The organism is Actinomadura montaniterrae, from assembly GCF_008923365.1.
Taxonomy (GTDB): domain Bacteria; phylum Actinomycetota; class Actinomycetes; order Streptosporangiales; family Streptosporangiaceae; genus Spirillospora; species Spirillospora montaniterrae.
Genome location: NZ_WBMR01000212.1, coordinates 1 through 15,527 on the forward strand (window position 1 = coordinate 1; position 15,527 = coordinate 15,527).

Sequence of the window (15,527 nt, forward strand, 5' to 3'; positions counted from 1 at the left end):
CCGACGCGGCGGCAGGAGCGCGCCGCGGCGGCCCGCCGGATGTCCGGGCTGGCCGCGAGCCGGGCCGCGGCGGTCGAGGCCGCCGACGCCGAGCGCCGCCGGATCGAGCGGGACCTGCACGACGGCGCCCAGCAGCGGCTGGTGTCGCTGGCGATGAACCTCGGCATCGCCCGCGCGATGCTCAAGGACCTGCCCGAACCCGCCCGGGACGTCATCGCCGGCTCCCACGAGGAGGCCAAGCTGGCGCTGACCGAGCTGCGCGGCTTCATCCGCGGCCTGCATCCCGCCGTGCTCGACGAGCTGGGGCTCGACGCGGCGCTGTCCGGGCTCGCGGGCCGCACGCCGATCCCCGTGGACGTCCGGGTGGACCTGCCCGGACGGCTCCCCCCGGCGCTGGAGTCGGTCGCCTACTTCGTCGTCTCCGAGGCGCTCACCAACGTGGTCAAGCATTCCGGCGCGTCCGGCGCCGAGGTCGTCCTCGCGCGCCGCGGCGACCGGATCGTGCTGACGGTCGCCGACGACGGCCGCGGCGGCGCCGATGCCGTGGGCGGCAGCGGCCTGGCCGGGCTGTCCCGGCGGGTCGCGTCGGTCGACGGCACCCTGACCCTGTCCAGTCCGACCGGCGGCCCGACCCGCCTGACCGTGGAACTGCCATGCGCATTGTGATCGCCGAAGACTCGTTCCTGCTGCGCGAGGGCCTGGTCCGGCTGCTGGAGCTCGGCGGCCTGGCCGTCGCCGCGGCGGTGGAGGACGCCGACGCGCTGCTCGCGGCCGTCGGCGAGCACGATCCCGACCTGGTCGTCGTGGACGTGCGGATGCCGCCCACCCACACCGACGAGGGCCTGCGCGCCGCGCTGAAACTGCGGGGGCAGGGGCCCCGGCCGAGCGTGCTGGTGCTGTCGCAGTACGTCGAGGAGCGGCATGCCGCGCAACTGCTCCGGGGCGACACCAGCGGCTTCGGCTACCTGCTGAAGGACCGGGTCGCGGACATGGAGGAGTTCCTGGCCGCGGTGCGCCGCGTCGCCGGGGGCGGGACGGTGATCGACCCGGAGGTGGTGTCGCAGCTGCTCAGCCGCAGCGACCGCCCGCTCGACCGGCTGACGCCCCGCGAGCACGACGTGCTGCGGCTGATGGCGGAGGGCCGCTCCAACGGCGGGATCGCCGAGGAGCTGGTGGTGAGCGAGAGCGCCGTCGCCAAGCACGTCGCGAACATCTTCGCCAAGTTCGAGCTGCCCGGCACGGCCCAGGACCATCGCCGCGTCCTGGCCGTGCTGAAGTTCCTCAGCGGTGCGTGAGCGTTGAAGGCCCTGCGCGCCGCCTGGATCGCGTTCGGCGGGGCCGTCACCGTCGCGCTGGTGGGCGCCGGGACCGTCGGCGGGCGGGTGTGGCTGAGCGGCTCGGACGAGCCCGCGCCGCAGACCGTCCGGTACTCGCGCGTCCACGCGGTGACGGAGGTGGTCGTGGAGTTCGACAGCGGCCACGTGCTGGTCGGCGCGGGCGGGAACGGGCGCGTCGACGTCGAGCGGCGGACCCGGGACGGGCGGACCCTCGACCTGAAGGAGACCTGGGACGGGGACCGGCTCCGGCTCGCCGGCGGCTGCCGCGACGGGGACGGCGACCGGGTCACGCGCTGCGAGGCCGAGGTCGTCCTGCGGGTTCCGGCGGGCACCGGAATCGAGGTGCGCGCCGACACGGGCGACGTGACGGTGGCCGGGCTCACCGGCGCGGTGTCGTGGACGTCCGGCAGCGGCGATCTCGACCTGCGGGGCGTCGGCGGGCGCGTCCGCGCGACGACCGTCTCGGGCGAGGTGACGGCCACGGCGCTGCGGTCGCCCGCCGTCGACGCGCGGACCAACACCGGCGACGTCCGGCTGGCGTTCGCCGCCGCGCCGGGCCGGGCGGCCGTCACGACCAATACCGGCGACATCGTGGTGACGGTCCCCCAGGGCCGGTACCGGATCGGCGCCGACACCGTCTCCGGCCGGCGGGACGTCACCGTCCCGGCGGACGCCGCTTCCCCGTCCGTCCTGGAGGCCCGCAGCAACAGCGGTGACGTGCGGCTGCGGGCCGGCTGACGTCGCGCTGTTCACTCGCCGCGCGGGGCGGGCCCGCCGACGAGGAGGCGGGTCGCGACGACGGAGGTGCCCACGGCGGTCACCGCGCACAGGGCCGTGACCGCGAGGACCGACGTCCACGGGACGGTCATCGGGAAGCCGCCCACCAGGCTGGTCAGCGCCGCCCGCTGGCCCGCCACGACGGCGGCCGCCGCCGCGCCGGCGAGGACGACCCCGGCGACGGTCGCCACGACGGTCTCGGCGGCCACGAACGTCAGCGTCGTCCGCCGCGTGGCGCCCGCCAGCGTGAGGGCCGACAGCTCGCGGCGCCGGTCCGGGGCCGCCATCACCAGGGTGTTCGCGATAGCGAGCAGGGCGAACGCGAGCGCGATCCCGAACACGTTCCCGGTGGCGAGCCTGGTCTTGCGCTGCTGCTCGGCCTGCTCAGCGTCGAGCAGCGACGCCCGCGTGGACAGCCGCACCGGCTGGTCGCGGACGGCCGCACGCAGCGCCGCGGCCACCGCGGTGGCGTCGCCGCCCGCCGCCACCTTCACCTCGATCTGCGTCGGGCGGGCCCCGCCGGTGAAGGCGGCGGGGACGTAGCCGATCTCACCGGTGACCGTGGTGCGGGTCTGGGCGGCGACGCGCAGCGGCACGGACGTGCCGTCCGGCAGCCCGGCCCGGACCCGGTCGCCGGTGCGGACGCCGAACTCCCGCGCGCTGTCGCGGTCCAGGACCAGGAAGTCGCCGCCGAGGCGTCCCATGGACCCGCCCACGACGGCAGGGCGCCGCGTCGCGGCCAGCTCCCCGGCGTCGACTGCGAAGGCCGAGAGCGTGCCGAGGTAGCGGTCGCCGTCGCCGCTCAGCCGCACTTCGGCGGGCGTGTAGACGGCGACCGTGGCGCCCTTGACGGCGCGCACCCGGTCGACGACGGCCGAGCCGATCTCGCCGTCGCCCTGCGCGGACAGGACGTAGTCGGCGCTGCTCCCGGCGCGCAGCCCGGCCGCGTTCGCGGCGTTCGCCGCGTCCTGCGCCGTGAACAGCGCCGCGCCGAGCCCGACGGCCAGCACGACCGGGGTGGCGACCGCGGCGGTGCGCCGCCCGGCGAACAGCGCGCCCTCGCGGACGACCATCGCGCCCGCGCCCAGCCGGCGCAGCGGCCAGGCCAGCGCGGCCAGGACGGGACGGACCAGCAGCGGGGTCAGCAGCGCGCAGCCGCCCACGAGCAGGACCGGGACGAACAGGTAGTTCTGCATGCTGAGCGCCGAGACCTGGTCGCCGCCGGCGACGGCGGCGCTCTTCTGGACGCCGAGCGCGAGCAGCACGCCGCCGAGGACGAGCCGCACCGGCGTGGCCGCCCGGCGCCGTCCGGCGGCCTCGCGCAGCGCCTCCGCCGGACGGACGCGTCCGGCCCGCCACGACACCACCGCCGTCCCGATCACCGCCGCCAGCAGCCCCAGGAAGAACGAGATCACCAGCGGGACGGGACGGGCGTCCACCTGGAGCCAGGACGGCGCGACGCCGTGGTCCACCATCCAGCCGCGCAGCACCCCGGTCAGCCGGACGCCGGCCGCGCAGCCGAGGGCGGAGGCGAGGACGGCCAGCAGGAACGCCTCGGCGAGCACCATGCGGCGCACCTGCCCCGGCGTCGCGCCCACGGTCCGCAGCAGCGCCATCTCCCGGCGCCGCTGCTCGACCACGAAGGCGAACGTGGCGATGACGACGAAGACCACGACGAACGCGACCAGCATCATCGACGTCCCGGCCATCCCTTCGGCGTCGCGGAGCTGGTCGCGGCCGCCGTTCTGGTCGCGTTCGGCCAGCAGCCGGTCCCCGCCGGTGAGCACCCGCGCGCCGGTCCCCTGGACGGCGGCGCGCACCGACGCCGCCGGGCCGTACGCGACGACCGCGTTGACCTGCGGTGAGAGCCGTGCCGCCTCCGCGTCGGCGAAGAACACGGCGTGCTCGAACCACGCCGGGGCGGTGACCCCGGCGACCGTGTACTCGCCGAAGCCGGCGCCGGTGGCGACCCGGACGGTCCCGCCGACCAGTTCCGGGGCACCGCCGCCGACGACGATCTCCCGGGACGACGCGGGCGCGTGCCCCTTCACCAGCCGGTACGGGGTGAACGCGGCGGTGCTCCAGGGGTGGCCGACCTGGTCGTCCGGGCCGCCGGTGACCTGCGCGGAGAACGTCCGGTCCGGCACCGTCCGGCCGGTGCCGGACAGGGCCTGCACGGCCTGCGGGGACAGCGGCTTCGGCCGGCTCAGCGGGAACTCGCGCGGGTCGCCGTCGTCGTCCTTCAGCGTCAGCGTGACCGGCGCGGTGACGACTGCCGGGGCCTGCGCGTACCGCTGCGGGCCGTGGAACCCGGCGGAGGACACCGCCGCCAGGGTGAGGGCCGTCATCGCGATGATGGCGGTGCCCAGGGTCAGCGCCAGGAAGGCCCCGGCGTAGCTCGCCGCGCGGTTGCGCAGCGTGGCCAGCGCGATCCGGATCATCGCTCCCCCTCCAGCTTCGTGATGCGCGCCGCGACCAGGTCCGGCGTCGGGGCCTCCAGGCTCCCGGCGATCCGGCCGTCGGCGAGGAACAGCACCTCGTCGGCGAACGACGCCGCGACGGGGTCGTGCGTGACCATCACGATCGTCTGCCCTTCACGGTCCACCAGCTCCCGGAGCAGCGTCATCACCTCGCGGGAGGAGCGGGAGTCCAGCGCGCCGGTGGGCTCGTCGGCGAACAGCACCTGGGGGCGCGTCACCAGCGCGCGGGCGATCGCGACCCGCTGCTGCTGGCCGCCCGACATCTCACCGGGCCGGTGCCGGCGCCGCTCCGCCAGGCCCAGCCGGTCCAGCGCGGCGTCCACGTCGCGGCGCTTCGGCCGCCTGCCCGCGAGCATCAGCGGCAGCGCGACGTTCTGCCGGGCCGTCAGCGACGGCACGAGGTTGAACGCCTGGAAGACGAAACCGATGCGGTCACGGCGCAGTTTCGTCAGCGCGCTCTCGCTCAGCCGGTTCAGCGCGGTCCCGGCCAGCTCCACCTCACCGGCGTCGACGCGGTCGATCCCGGCGGCGCACTGGAGGAGGGTGGACTTCCCCGACCCCGAAGGGCCCATGACGGCGGTGAACCGCCCGGCCGGGAACGCGACCGAGACGCCGTCCAGCGCGGCCACCCGGTTGTCGCGGCGGCCGTAGGTCTTGCTGACCTGGCTGATCCGCACCATGACGTCGGTTTTCATGATCTCGACGGTAGGTTCCGGGACCCTGCCGGGACCATGACGCGCGGACCCGATTCGACCCTGTATCCAGCACCAGGCCGCCTCTGGTCCGGGCACCAGACGGCGGCGCCGTCCTACCGGTTCGCGAGCTCGCGCAGGGCCCGTTCGGACGGCGAGCCCGGCTCCGCGGCGAACAGGTCCAGGCCGACGCAGGACGGCTCGTCGGGGAGGGCGACGCGCTCGCCGTGCAGGGTGAGGCGGCCCACGACGGGGTGGTGCAGCCGGTACGAACGGGACCGGACCTGGGCCACCGAATGCTCCGCCCACATCCGGGCGAAGTCGGGGCTCAGCTCGCGCATGCCGTCGACGTGCGCGGTCAGGGCGGCGTCGCCGCGGAACCGTCCGAGCAGGACGCGCAGGTGCGCCACGTGCTCGCGCGCCGTCCGCTCCCAGTCGGCCTCGTGCAGCTCGCGCAGGTACGGCTCGGCGAACAGCAGGTGGGTGAGGGTGCGGCGGGACGCCGGCAGCGCGGCGAAGTCGCCGAACACCGCCGCGGCGAGCCGGTTCCAGCCGACGATCTGGGTGTGCCGGCCGATCGCGAGGGCGGGCGTCATCTCGAACGACCGCAGCAGGTGGCGCAGGCCCCGGGGCACCTCCGGCCCGTCCTCGGGCGCGGCGCACGACCGCGGGCGCCGGGCGATCCGGTGCAGGTAGGTCCGCTCGTCGGCGTCGAGGCGCAGCGCCGCGCCCACGGCGTCGAGGATCTCGTCGGAGACGCTGCCGGCCCTGCCCTGTTCGAGCCGGGTGTAGTGGGCGATGCTCACCCCGGCGAGCCGGGCCAGCTCCTCGCGCCGCAGGCCCGCGACCCGGCGCACGCCCCCGTAGTCGCGCAGCCCGACGTCCTCGGGACGCAGCCGGGCCCGGCGCGATCTGAGGAACCCGCTCAGTTCCGCGCGGTCGTCCACGCGATCACTCTACGCGCGGCGCGGCGGGTGATCACGCCGTGCGTAGGCACGCGGTGGTGCTGGCCGGGCGGCCGTGCCCGCTCCACGCTGGCCGGTGAGCGATTCCCGACGAAACGGAGAAAGCCGTGCCCCTGACGCTCGGACTCATCGGCAGCGGAATGATCGGCTCGGCCGTGGCCCGCCTGGCCGTCGCCGCGGGACTGGAGGTCGTCCTCAGCAACTCGCGCGGCCCCGAGACCCTCGCCGGCCTCGTCGCCGACCTCGGCGAGCGTGCCCGCGCCGCCGCACCGGCGGAAGCCGCGCGCGCCGCGGACCTGGTGGTGGCGGCCGTCCCGTTCAGCGCCTACGACCGGCTCCCCGCCGAGGCGCTGGCGGGCAAGACGGTCCTGGACACCGCGAACTACTACCCCGAACGGGACGGCCACCTTCCCGAGCTGGACGCGGGCGAGCTGACGTCCAGCGCCCTCCTGCAGCGCCACCTCGCGGGTTCGCGGGTGGTCAAGGCGTTCAACACCATCACCCCGCACCAGATCGTCTCCCTCGCGCGGCCCGCGGGCGCCGCGGACCGGAGCGCCCTGCCCGTCGCCGGCGACGACGCCGGGGCGAAGGCGGAGGCCACCCGGCTGCTGGACGTCCTCGGTTTCGACGCGGTCGACATCGGCCCGCTCGCCGGCAGCTGGCGCAGCGAACCGGACACGCCGGTGTACGTCCGTCCCTATCTCGGCGAGGTGCCGGCTATGAGCGTCGAGGAGTTCCTGCGTTGGACGTTCGAGACGCCCGGCGTCACCGTCCCCGCTGCGCACGTGCGGAAGCTCATCGAGGTCGCGGTCCGCCGGCGTGCGGGCGAGGCCAGGCTCCCCAACGACGACCTCCCGGGCTAGCCGGGTCAGGCGACGCGGAGTCCACCGGGCGGCGGTCCCCCGGCTCAGCCGGCCGCCGTCCGGAGGTCGTGCGGCATGTTCCAGCCTTCGGCGAGCCGGGACGGGTGGACGTTCTCGCCGCCGCCGAAGAACTCGCAGAACTTCATGATCAGCGGGTCCCAGCCGAGCGGGTCCACGTGGCTCGTCCCGGGGATGACCAGGTCCTCCTCGACGTGGGCGCGCAGGACCTCGACCTGGAAGGCGGTGGCCTGCGGGGAGGGCCGGCCGACGGGATGGGCCGAGACGACCCGGCACTCCAGCTGGATCGGGCACTCCGCGACCCGCGGCGCGCGGACCAGGTCCGACGCCTGCTCGGTCAGCCCGGCGGCGGCGAACTTGTCCGGCTCGTACCGGTAGCCCTGCGCGGCCTTGTGGTCCGGCACGTCCGGCCGCCCGGTGGTGAGCGCGAGCCGGTCGACGGCGTCGACCAGCGCCGACGAGGGCAGGTTGAGCACGCAGTCGCCGTCGCGCAGCAGGTTCGCCGTGGTCCGGGCGCTGTTGCCGAGGCCCAGCACGCACGACTGGTTCAGCCACCACGCGGACGACATCGGCGCGAGGTTCGCCGTGCCGTCGGCGTTCACCGAGCTGATCAGCACCACCGGAGTTCCGAAGTACAGCACCTTGAGTCCGGGGACGACGTGCATGCACAGCGCCTTTCGCAGAGAGCCGGGGAGAGCGGCCCGCGACCTGAGCGGCGAGCCTCCACCGACTCTCCCGCGAGCCAGGCGGGCTCCGCTGGCGGGAATGCGACGTCAGGTTCCGGCCGGGCGGGGCCCGGGACGCGCCCGTGCCGGCGGCCGCCCCCTCGCGACACGGCCGCCGGCACGGGCGGCGGGATCAGCCCGAGGTGCGCACGAAGTCGGCCAGCGACGTGGGCGTGACCTGCGGGTACCTGGCGTTGTCCAGGGTGTCGAACTTGGCCTTCCCGCTCACCATGCACCACTGGTACTGGAGCGCCACGTAGTCGAACGGGTTCTCGGTGAGCCCGGCCTGGCGCTCGATCTCGGCGCGCAGCTCGTCGGCGGTGCCGAGGGTGCGCAGCTCCAGCCGCCGGCCGGAACCCCGCTGGACCGCCTCGTGGAACCCGCGGAACGAGACGACCTCCCCCGCGAACCGGAGCGTGCCGGTGGCGGCGGGGTCGAGCGCGACGGCGGCGGTGTAGGCGGCCGTGTCGTCCACCGAGGTCAGGTCGAGCGGCTGGTCGGGGTCGCCCCAGTGCGACAGCGTGCCGCGCTCCCAGTCCACGATCCCCATGAAACCGAGCATGACCTCGTAGAACGCCCCGTTGAGCACGGAGGCCACGGTGATGCCGGCGGTGCCGTACGAGGCGGCGGCCCGGCGGCGCCAGTCGATCATGAAGTTGTCGCCGTCGTCCAGCTTGGTCACATCGACGGCGAAATCGGACGGGATGAAGCGTCCCGCGCCCGCCTTCTCGGCGGCGCGCACGAGGTTGACCTGGCCGTCCACGATCACTTCGGGGCCGCCCTGCACGGCCGAGACCACCGTGGTGGCGTCCCCGACCGCGTCGGCCAGCGCCCCCACCGGGCCGGTGATGTCGCCCTCGACCACCTCCAGGCCGCGGGCCTGGAGCGCGCCGATCGCCGCCTTCTTCTCGCCGTCCACGCCCGGCCGCACCAGGGCCCGGACGGACGCGCCCTGGTCGAGGAGGGCGCTGACGATCCGTCCGCCCAGCAGCCCGGTCGCTCCGGCCACGAAGATCTTCTCTGACATGCCGTTTCTCCTAGATGGGGATTGATCGAAACCTGTTTCCAGGCGTTCAAGGGACGAGCAGGGTCTTGCCGACGGTGTCGCGCGCCTCGACGGCGGCGTGTGCGTCGGCCGCCCCCTCCAGCGGGAACCGCCGGCCGACCACCGGCGTGAGGGACCCCGCGGAAGCCAGGCCGAGGACCTCGGTCACCAGGGCACGGGCGTGGTCGGGCCTGCTCCAGATGGGTCCCGCGCTGAAGCCGGTGAGAGTCAGGCCCCGGCCCAGCAGCTCCATGGGCCGCACGTCCAGCGGCGTGCCGCCGGAGAACCCGAACACGACCTGCCGGCCGGAGCCCGGCGTGAGCAGATCGAACGACGCGCGGCCGAGCTCGCCGCCGACATGGTCGAAGACGACGTCGACGGAACCGCCGGCGGCCTCGCGGACCTCGCCGGGCCAGCCGGGGAGCGAGTAGTCGACCGCGTGGTCGGCTCCCAGTTTCCGGGCCAGCGCCAGCTTGTGCTCCCCGCGCGCGGCGCCGACGACCGTGGCACCGGCGTGTTTCAGCAACTGCAGCAGGACGGTGCCGACGGCCCCCGCCGCGGCCAGCACCAGCACACGATCCCCGGCGGAGACGCGGGCCGCCTGGACGAGGCCCTGGGCCGTCGCGCCGTACCGGTAGAGGGCGAGTGCGTCTTGCAGGTCCAGGTCGTCCGGCACCGGGACGAGCGAGTCGGCGGGGACGGCCGCGACCTCGGCGTACCCGCCGGTTCCCGCGGTGCCGGCCAGGACCCGCGTGCCGACGAGCGCCGCGTCGCCGTCCGGGCCGACCGCGCTCACCCGGCCCGCGACCTCCTTGCCCAGGACCACCGGCAGCGGCGCGCCGCCCAGCGCTCCGCGCATCACCCCAGAGCGGATCTGGGTCTCCAAGAACTGGACGCCCACGGCGGCCACGCGCACCGCGACCTGGCCGGGGCCCGGCCGGGGCTCGGGCGTCTCCACGACGCGCAGCCGGTCCGGCGGACCGAATTCGGGCAGCACAACAGAACGCATGTGGTCTCCCACTTCGTGGTCATCGGGGACGCCGGCGAGGGCCGGCGGACGGTCGGGCTCGGCCGGGCAGGGGAACCCACGCGTGACCGGGCACGGGTCATCGCGGGCCGGCAGGACGCGGCGCGAGGAGGGCAGGGAGGCAGGGCGCGCTGAGGGCGGTCAGCGCGCGATCAGGGATCCGCTACGAGTTCTTCTTGATGGCTTACGAGTTCTTCTTGATGGCTTCGGCGAACGCACCGAGCCCTTCGGCCAGGTGCTCGATGTCGGCCGGTTCCCAGTCGGACATGAGCGCGGCGACGGCCTCCGCGCGCGCTTTCCAGAGTTCGCGGATGGCGAGCCTGCCCTCCCGGGTGACGCTCACCAGTTGCGCCCTGGCGTCGGCCGGGTCGGGCCGCCGCTCGATGAACCCGCGCGTCTCCAGGCGCTTGGCGGGCGGCGAGAGCGTGGACTTGTCCACCTCCATCAGCCCGGCCAGCACCGACAGCCGCACCGGCCCGTGCAGCGAGACCTGCGCGAGCAGGGTGTAGTCCCCCAGCGACATCTCGAGCCCCGAGGCCGCCATGATCCGCCGCCGGGTGGCCGGGGCGAACATCCAGTTGCCGACCGTCGCGAGCGCCGCCGCCACGCGGTCGGCGGACTTTCGCCGGTCGTCCCGGCCCGGGCCGTCTGCCGTCACCGTCGCACCCCCGATTAGTTGGTTTGACTCAACCAACCATAATCGCTCGCCCGGCACCCCGCAAGGGGGCCTCCGTCACCCGGCCGGGTGGCAGCCGCGCCACTGGTCGGTGGCGACGCCGGACAGGATCACGCCCACGACGTCCGCGGCGAGCTCGGGCGTGACGGGCAGGTGCCCGAAGAGCACCCGGTAGTAGGTCGTCGAGGCGAGCATGTCCAGCAGGAGGTCGACGTCGATGCCGGGCCACAGGTCGCCCCGCTCGATGCCGCGGCGGAGCGCGGCGGCGGTGGTCGCCCGGCGCGGGTGGAAGAAGAGCTCGAAGAAGTGCCGCTCGAGCGCGGGGTCGCCCGCGAGGTCGGCGACGAGCGCGGGCAGCGCCCTGCGGCCGAGCGCGGTGGTGAACGCGTCGCTGAGCGTGCTGATCCCGGCGATGAGATCGCAATGGGTGCAGCCGGTGTCCGGCGTGGGCGCGGTGCCGATGGTGGTGGCCAGCGCGTCGATGACGAGGTGCTGGCGGGAGCGCCAGCGGCGGCGGATGGCGGGCTTCGTGGTGCCGGCGCGCGCCGCCGCCGCCTCCATCGTCAGGCCACTGTAGCCGGCCTCGTTGAGGATCTCGACGACCGCCCGCCGGACCGCGTCGTCGATGCGGGCGTCGCGGGGGCGCCCGCCGGCGGACGGGGTCGGGCGGCTTGTCGACTCGGCCATGAGGGCAGTATAAGGGTTATGTTCCGTTCCGGAACGAAACGTAACTGGAGGCTGCCATGATCCCGCACGACGGCGTGTTCGGCGACGCCCACCGGGCGCTGACGCTGGGCGTCCTGCTGTCGGTCGGCCTCGTCGCCCTGGAGTCCCTCGGCGTGGCGACCGTCCTGCCCGGCATCGCCGAGGACCTCGACGGCCTCGGCGCCTACGGCTGGGGCCTGTCGGCCCTCATGCTGGCCAACGTCATCGGCACCGTCGTCGCCGGGAGGGCCGCCGACCGGCGCGGTCCGCTGCGTCCGATGGCCTGGGGCATGGCGGCGCTCGCGGCCGGCTGCGCGGTGGCCGGAGCCGCGCCCACGTGGCCGCTGTTCCTGGTCGGCCGCTTCTGCCAGGGGCTCGGCGTGGGCGCGGTGATGGCCATGGCCTACACGGTGATCGGGCTGGCCTACCCCGAGCACCTGCGGGCCCGGATGTACGCCCTGCTGTCGTCGGCCTGGACCATCCCGTCGCTGGTCGGCCCCGCCACCACCGGCACCCTCGCCGAACACGCCACCTGGCGGTCGGTGTTCGTGCTCATCCTGCCGATCATCGCCATCGCCGCCGCGCTCACCCTGCCCCCGTTGCGCGCGCTGCGGCGGTCCGGCGGCACCGAGGCCCCGCGTACCGCGCTGCCCTGGTGGAGGCGCCCGCTCGGCAGCGCCGTGCTGCTCACCGCGGGGACCGGCGTCCTGCTGCAGGCACTGCTGCTGACCGACGCCGCCGCCCTGATCATCTTGGCCGCCGCCGGCGTCCTCGTCACGGTTCCCGCGCTGCGCTGGGTGACGCCCCCGGGCACGCTGAGCGCCCGCCGCGGCCTCGGGGCCGGCGTCGCCGTCCGCGCCCTGCTGTGCGGGGCGTACTTCGGCACCGAGGCGTTCCTTCCGCTCGGCCTGCAGGAGCTGCGGGGCATGAGCGCCACCGCGTCGGGCCTCGGACTGTCGGCCGGGGCGATCACCTGGGTGGCCGGCTCGGCGCTCCAGGCCAGGAGGGACGCCGGCGGCGCCCCGCGCGCCGCCGCCACCGCGGCCGGCCTCGCCGTCCTCGCCGCCGGGGTCGCGCTGATCGCGGTGACGACCCTGACCAGCGCGCTCCCCGCATGGACGGCCCTGCTCGGATGGTCGATCGGCGGGCTCGGTATGGGCGTCGCGTTCAACGCCTCCACCACCCAGACGCTGCGGCACGTCCCCGCCGGACGGCAGGGCGAGGCGAGCGGCGCGCTCCAGCTCGCCCAGACCTTCGCCACGGCCGTGGTCGCCGGGCTGGGCGGAGCGGCCATCGCCTTCGGCCAGGACCACGACTCCTCGATGCGGACCACGCTGCTGGGCGTCTTCGTCCTGACCGGGCTGCTCGCCGCCGGCGGCATGCTCCTCGCCCGCCGGCTGCGCCCGGAAGCCGCCGGACGTCCGGCCTGACTCCCGGGCGCCGCGCCCGAGGCCGCCGGACGGTCCGGCGGGCCCGGGCGGCGGGTCCCGTCAGAAGCGCTTGCCCTCCTCGCGGGCGCGGGCGTGGGCTTCGCGGCGTCCCGTCTCGGCGTCGGCGGTGGCGAGGTTGGGACGGAACTGCACGGTGGTGATGTCCTCGACCCCGGCCCAGCGCAGCCAGTCCTCGAAGAAGGCGCTCTGGAAGTCGGCGCCGAAGGCCGGCCCGCGGCCGTCCCCGTAGACGGCGCTCGTGTAGACGACGGCCGCCTTCTTGCCCCGCAGGAGACCGGTGTAGCCGCGTTCGGCGTCGAAGCCGAACACCCAGCCCGGCTGGGAGACCACGTCGATGAACTGCTTGAGGATGTACGGCACGCCCGAGTTCCACATGGGGACGCTGAACAGGTAGCGGTCGTAGGAGTCGAAGCGCTCGAAGACCGCGCGGGCGGCGGCCCAGGCGCGCTCCTGGGCGCCGGACGGGTCGGCGCCCCCGAAGACGGTCATCTTGGCTCCGGCTCCGGCGGGGCCGAACTCCGGGAGCGTGCCGTCCCAGAGGTCGTGGTGGTCGACGGTGTCGCCGGGGTGGGTCTCGCGGTAGGCGTCGAGGAACGCGGCGGCGAGCGCCAGGGACTCCGACGCCTCCCCGCGCGGCGAGGCGGAAACGTGCAGCAGACGGCTCATATCCCGATCCCTTCACTAACCGGACTACAGTCCGTATCTCCCCGGGAGATTAACGGACCACAGTCCACTTAGCAAGGGGCGGCTCGGCCGGTCCGCCCTACACCCCCAGCGCCTCGGCGGCCAGCGCCGTGCCCTGGAGACGGGCGGCGACCTTCGCGAACGCGGTCTCCCGCGACGTGGAGACGTCGTCGGCGAAGGGCGCGAAGCCGCAGTCGTCACAGGTGCCGAGCCGGTCCGCGGGAAGGTGCCGCGCGGCGGCCAAGACCCGGTCGCGGACCTGCTCGGGCGTCTCGACGGCGGGGTCGATCGGGTCGGTGACGCCGATGAAGACGCGGGCGTCGGACGGAAGGTGGTCGGCGACGATGCTCAGGGCGCGGTCGGGGTCGCTCTCCCCGGCCATCTGGAGGTAGAAGGCGCCGGCCCTGAGGTGGAACAGCCTGGGCAGCAGCGCGGCGTAGTCGATGTCGAGGCTGTGCGTGGAGTCCATGTCCGCGCCCGGGCACGTGTGCACGCCGATCCGGGCGCGCTCGTCAGGAGAGAAGCGGTCGAGCACCTGGTTGTTGAGCGCGATGAGGGTGTCCAGCAGGCCGCCGGAGGGGTCCAGCTTTAGCGACAGCCGCGCCTCGGTGAAGTCGAGCTGCACGACGTGCGCGCCGGCGTCCAGGCAGGAGCGGATGTCGGCCTCGGCCTCGTCGGCCAGGTCGTCGAGGAACTGCCTGGCCGGGTATCCGTCGATGCCGCCGGCCGGATACAGCAGGCTCAGCATCGACGGGGCGACCACCGCCTGCTTGACGGGAACGCTCGCGTGGCGCTGAGCCGCCCGCAGGTACTCCACGGCGTGGCCGCCGTAGCGGAAGGGACCGCCCGTCAGCTGCGGGAGCCGCCGCTGGTGGCCGTCCGCGAACGGGATCACCACGCCGTCGTCCGCCAGGCCGGGCAGGCCCGCGAGCGGATAGGTGGCGAAGCTCGGTTTGGCCTGCTCTCCGTCGGACACCACCGGCGACCCCAGTTCCTCAAGGCGCTGGACGGTGTCGCGGACGGCGCGGTCGATGGCGGCGGACGTCGCCGGCGAGGAGCCGCTCAGCAGCTCGGCCGGGCGGGGGATGCTGCCGATGGGCTCGGTGGGTAGGGCCATGCCGCGAGCCTAGGAACACGCATCGCACGCGAACAATTACTTCGAGTAATCAAAGCCCTCACCGCCGCCCGGGCGAGGACGGAGAGGTGTCCGGAAAGGCGGTTTCGGTCGAGGTGGGGCGGGGGCCGGGTCTTGCGGGCGAATCGGCGGGGCGGACGTGGCCTGACCGGCGCCCCGCTCGGAATGGCGGCACCGCCGGAGCCCTCTTGCCCGGGCGGCTTTCACAGGTGTTTATTTCCTTACTGGAGACCGGACGGTCCTTCAGGTTCGCTGTTAAATCCCAAAATGGTGCGGCAGCTTTTTCGGAAGTTCGCGGAGTTGATCAGCGTGAGGCGCACTGCCGGGTGGCGGCGCATCGCGTCGCCGACGAGCGGCCGGCCGTCCCGGCCGTCGACTCGATTGGCAGTCTCACCAGCAACAGGAGCAACTCCAGCATCGCTCAGCCCGGCGGCTGTGAAAGTTGACCCATCCGACACCTGCGACAGCGGCCATTCGGCGTGAGCGGCCGTGACCAGCGAAAAGAGAACTCGGCGACAACTATTGCCATACGCGCGAGAACGAATTTGTGACGTTCTGGAGCGGCGAGAGGGACTCCGAACTGTCAGTTCCTGATAACTCGAAGCGGCTCGCACCATGTGATCGACGCCGGGCCGAACAAGCGCTAGACAGCAGCCCGGAGGCCCTGCGACGCGGTTCATATGGTGCGAGTTTTTCCCTGTCCGCTATCGGTCATAAACCCGAAATAGGGGATTTGGGGCTTGCTGCCCGCGAACGCCCTGTCTACGTTGACGTAGTCGAAGATTATCGGCGGCTTCGGGGGCTAATGCGCGAGATTGGGGGGCCATGATGCGCACGTTCGTTCTGGTGGCGCCAGTGCGGTGTCCGCAGACCTCGTCCGGCGCGCCCACACGCTGAGCACGGGCCGCCGCGGGCCCGGCGACGGCCGCGCGGCGCCGCGCCAGGGC

General features: G+C 74.3%; 15 protein-coding genes. 5 read left to right on the forward strand and 10 right to left on the reverse strand.

Features of this window, described 5'->3' with window-relative positions; all coding sequences use genetic code 11:
* The 3 genes from F9B16_RS41080 to F9B16_RS41090 form a co-directional block, all read left to right on the forward strand.
* The coding region (locus tag F9B16_RS41080) for a sensor histidine kinase (protein ID WP_192809236.1) at nucleotides 1-666 on the forward strand (666 nt) is incomplete at its 5' end.
* Entirely contained in the window at nucleotides 654-1,295 is a 642-nt protein-coding gene (locus F9B16_RS41085; protein ID WP_151545676.1) for a response regulator, read from the forward strand. The genes F9B16_RS41080 and F9B16_RS41085, both read left to right, overlap by 13 nt.
* A 3-nt stretch (nucleotides 1,296-1,298) precedes the next feature.
* Nucleotides 1,299-2,075, forward strand: a complete 777-nt coding sequence (locus F9B16_RS41090) for a DUF4097 family beta strand repeat-containing protein (RefSeq protein ID WP_151545677.1) — start codon at nucleotides 1,299-1,301, stop codon at nucleotides 2,073-2,075.
* Nucleotides 2,076-2,086: 11 nt separating this feature from the next.
* Here F9B16_RS41090 and F9B16_RS41095 read toward each other — a convergent pair whose 3' ends face one another.
* The 3 genes from F9B16_RS41095 to F9B16_RS41105 form a co-directional block, all read right to left on the reverse strand.
* On the reverse strand, nucleotides 2,087-4,555 hold the full coding sequence (locus tag F9B16_RS41095; RefSeq protein WP_151545678.1) for an ABC transporter permease: 2,469 nt from the start codon (nucleotides 4,553-4,555) through the stop codon (nucleotides 2,087-2,089).
* The gene (locus F9B16_RS41100) at nucleotides 4,552-5,289 is read right to left on the reverse strand and encodes an ABC transporter ATP-binding protein (protein ID WP_225992394.1); all 738 of its coding nucleotides are present in this window, start codon (nucleotides 5,287-5,289) and stop codon (nucleotides 4,552-4,554) included. Before F9B16_RS41100 ends, F9B16_RS41095 begins: the two co-directional genes overlap by 4 nt.
* Nucleotides 5,290-5,402: 113 nt before the next feature.
* A complete protein-coding gene (locus tag F9B16_RS41105) occupies nucleotides 5,403-6,233 on the reverse strand; it encodes a helix-turn-helix domain-containing protein (RefSeq protein ID WP_151545679.1) in 831 nt (276 codons plus the stop codon).
* A 125-nt stretch (nucleotides 6,234-6,358) separates the two neighbouring features.
* Here F9B16_RS41105 and F9B16_RS41110 point away from each other — a divergent pair, with 125 nt between their 5' ends.
* Nucleotides 6,359-7,114, forward strand: coding sequence for an NADPH-dependent F420 reductase (locus F9B16_RS41110; RefSeq protein WP_151545680.1), 756 nt, complete (start codon nucleotides 6,359-6,361; stop codon nucleotides 7,112-7,114).
* A 44-nt stretch (nucleotides 7,115-7,158) separates the two neighbouring features.
* On the opposite strand, the gene F9B16_RS41115 is transcribed toward F9B16_RS41110, so the two are convergent.
* From F9B16_RS41115 to F9B16_RS41135, 5 genes are all read right to left on the reverse strand, one after another.
* The gene (locus F9B16_RS41115; RefSeq protein ID WP_151545681.1) at nucleotides 7,159-7,797 is read right to left on the reverse strand and encodes a flavin reductase family protein; all 639 of its coding nucleotides are present in this window, start codon (nucleotides 7,795-7,797) and stop codon (nucleotides 7,159-7,161) included.
* Nucleotides 7,798-7,990: 193 nt separating this feature from the next.
* Nucleotides 7,991-8,884 (reverse strand): NmrA family NAD(P)-binding protein, encoded by an 894-nt coding sequence (locus F9B16_RS41120; RefSeq protein WP_151545682.1) that lies wholly within the window; start codon nucleotides 8,882-8,884, stop codon nucleotides 7,991-7,993.
* Nucleotides 8,885-8,930: 46 nt separating this feature from the next.
* Nucleotides 8,931-9,911 carry a zinc-binding dehydrogenase gene (locus tag F9B16_RS41125; protein ID WP_151545683.1) on the reverse strand — a complete coding sequence of 327 codons (981 nt, stop codon included), beginning with the start codon at nucleotides 9,909-9,911 and terminating at the stop codon, nucleotides 8,931-8,933.
* 202 nt (nucleotides 9,912-10,113) lie between these two features.
* The gene (locus F9B16_RS41130) at nucleotides 10,114-10,587 is read right to left on the reverse strand and encodes a MarR family winged helix-turn-helix transcriptional regulator (RefSeq protein ID WP_151545684.1); all 474 of its coding nucleotides are present in this window, start codon (nucleotides 10,585-10,587) and stop codon (nucleotides 10,114-10,116) included.
* A gap of 75 nt (nucleotides 10,588-10,662) precedes the next feature.
* Entirely contained in the window at nucleotides 10,663-11,292 is a 630-nt protein-coding gene (locus tag F9B16_RS41135; RefSeq protein ID WP_151545685.1) for a TetR/AcrR family transcriptional regulator, read from the reverse strand.
* A 56-nt stretch (nucleotides 11,293-11,348) separates the two neighbouring features.
* On the opposite strand from F9B16_RS41135, the gene F9B16_RS41140 reads away from it, so the two are divergent.
* Entirely contained in the window at nucleotides 11,349-12,740 is a 1,392-nt protein-coding gene (locus F9B16_RS41140) for an MFS transporter (protein ID WP_151545686.1), read from the forward strand.
* A 60-nt stretch (nucleotides 12,741-12,800) separates the two neighbouring features.
* On the opposite strand, the gene F9B16_RS41145 is transcribed toward F9B16_RS41140, so the two are convergent.
* Both F9B16_RS41145 and F9B16_RS41150 read right to left on the reverse strand, forming a co-directional pair.
* Nucleotides 12,801-13,427 (reverse strand): FMN-dependent NADH-azoreductase, encoded by a 627-nt coding sequence (locus F9B16_RS41145; RefSeq protein WP_151545687.1) that lies wholly within the window; start codon nucleotides 13,425-13,427, stop codon nucleotides 12,801-12,803.
* Between the two features lie 97 nt (nucleotides 13,428-13,524).
* Entirely contained in the window at nucleotides 13,525-14,562 is a 1,038-nt protein-coding gene (locus F9B16_RS41150) for a cobalamin-independent methionine synthase II family protein (protein ID WP_151545688.1), read from the reverse strand.
* Nucleotides 14,563-15,527 lie beyond the last annotated feature (965 nt).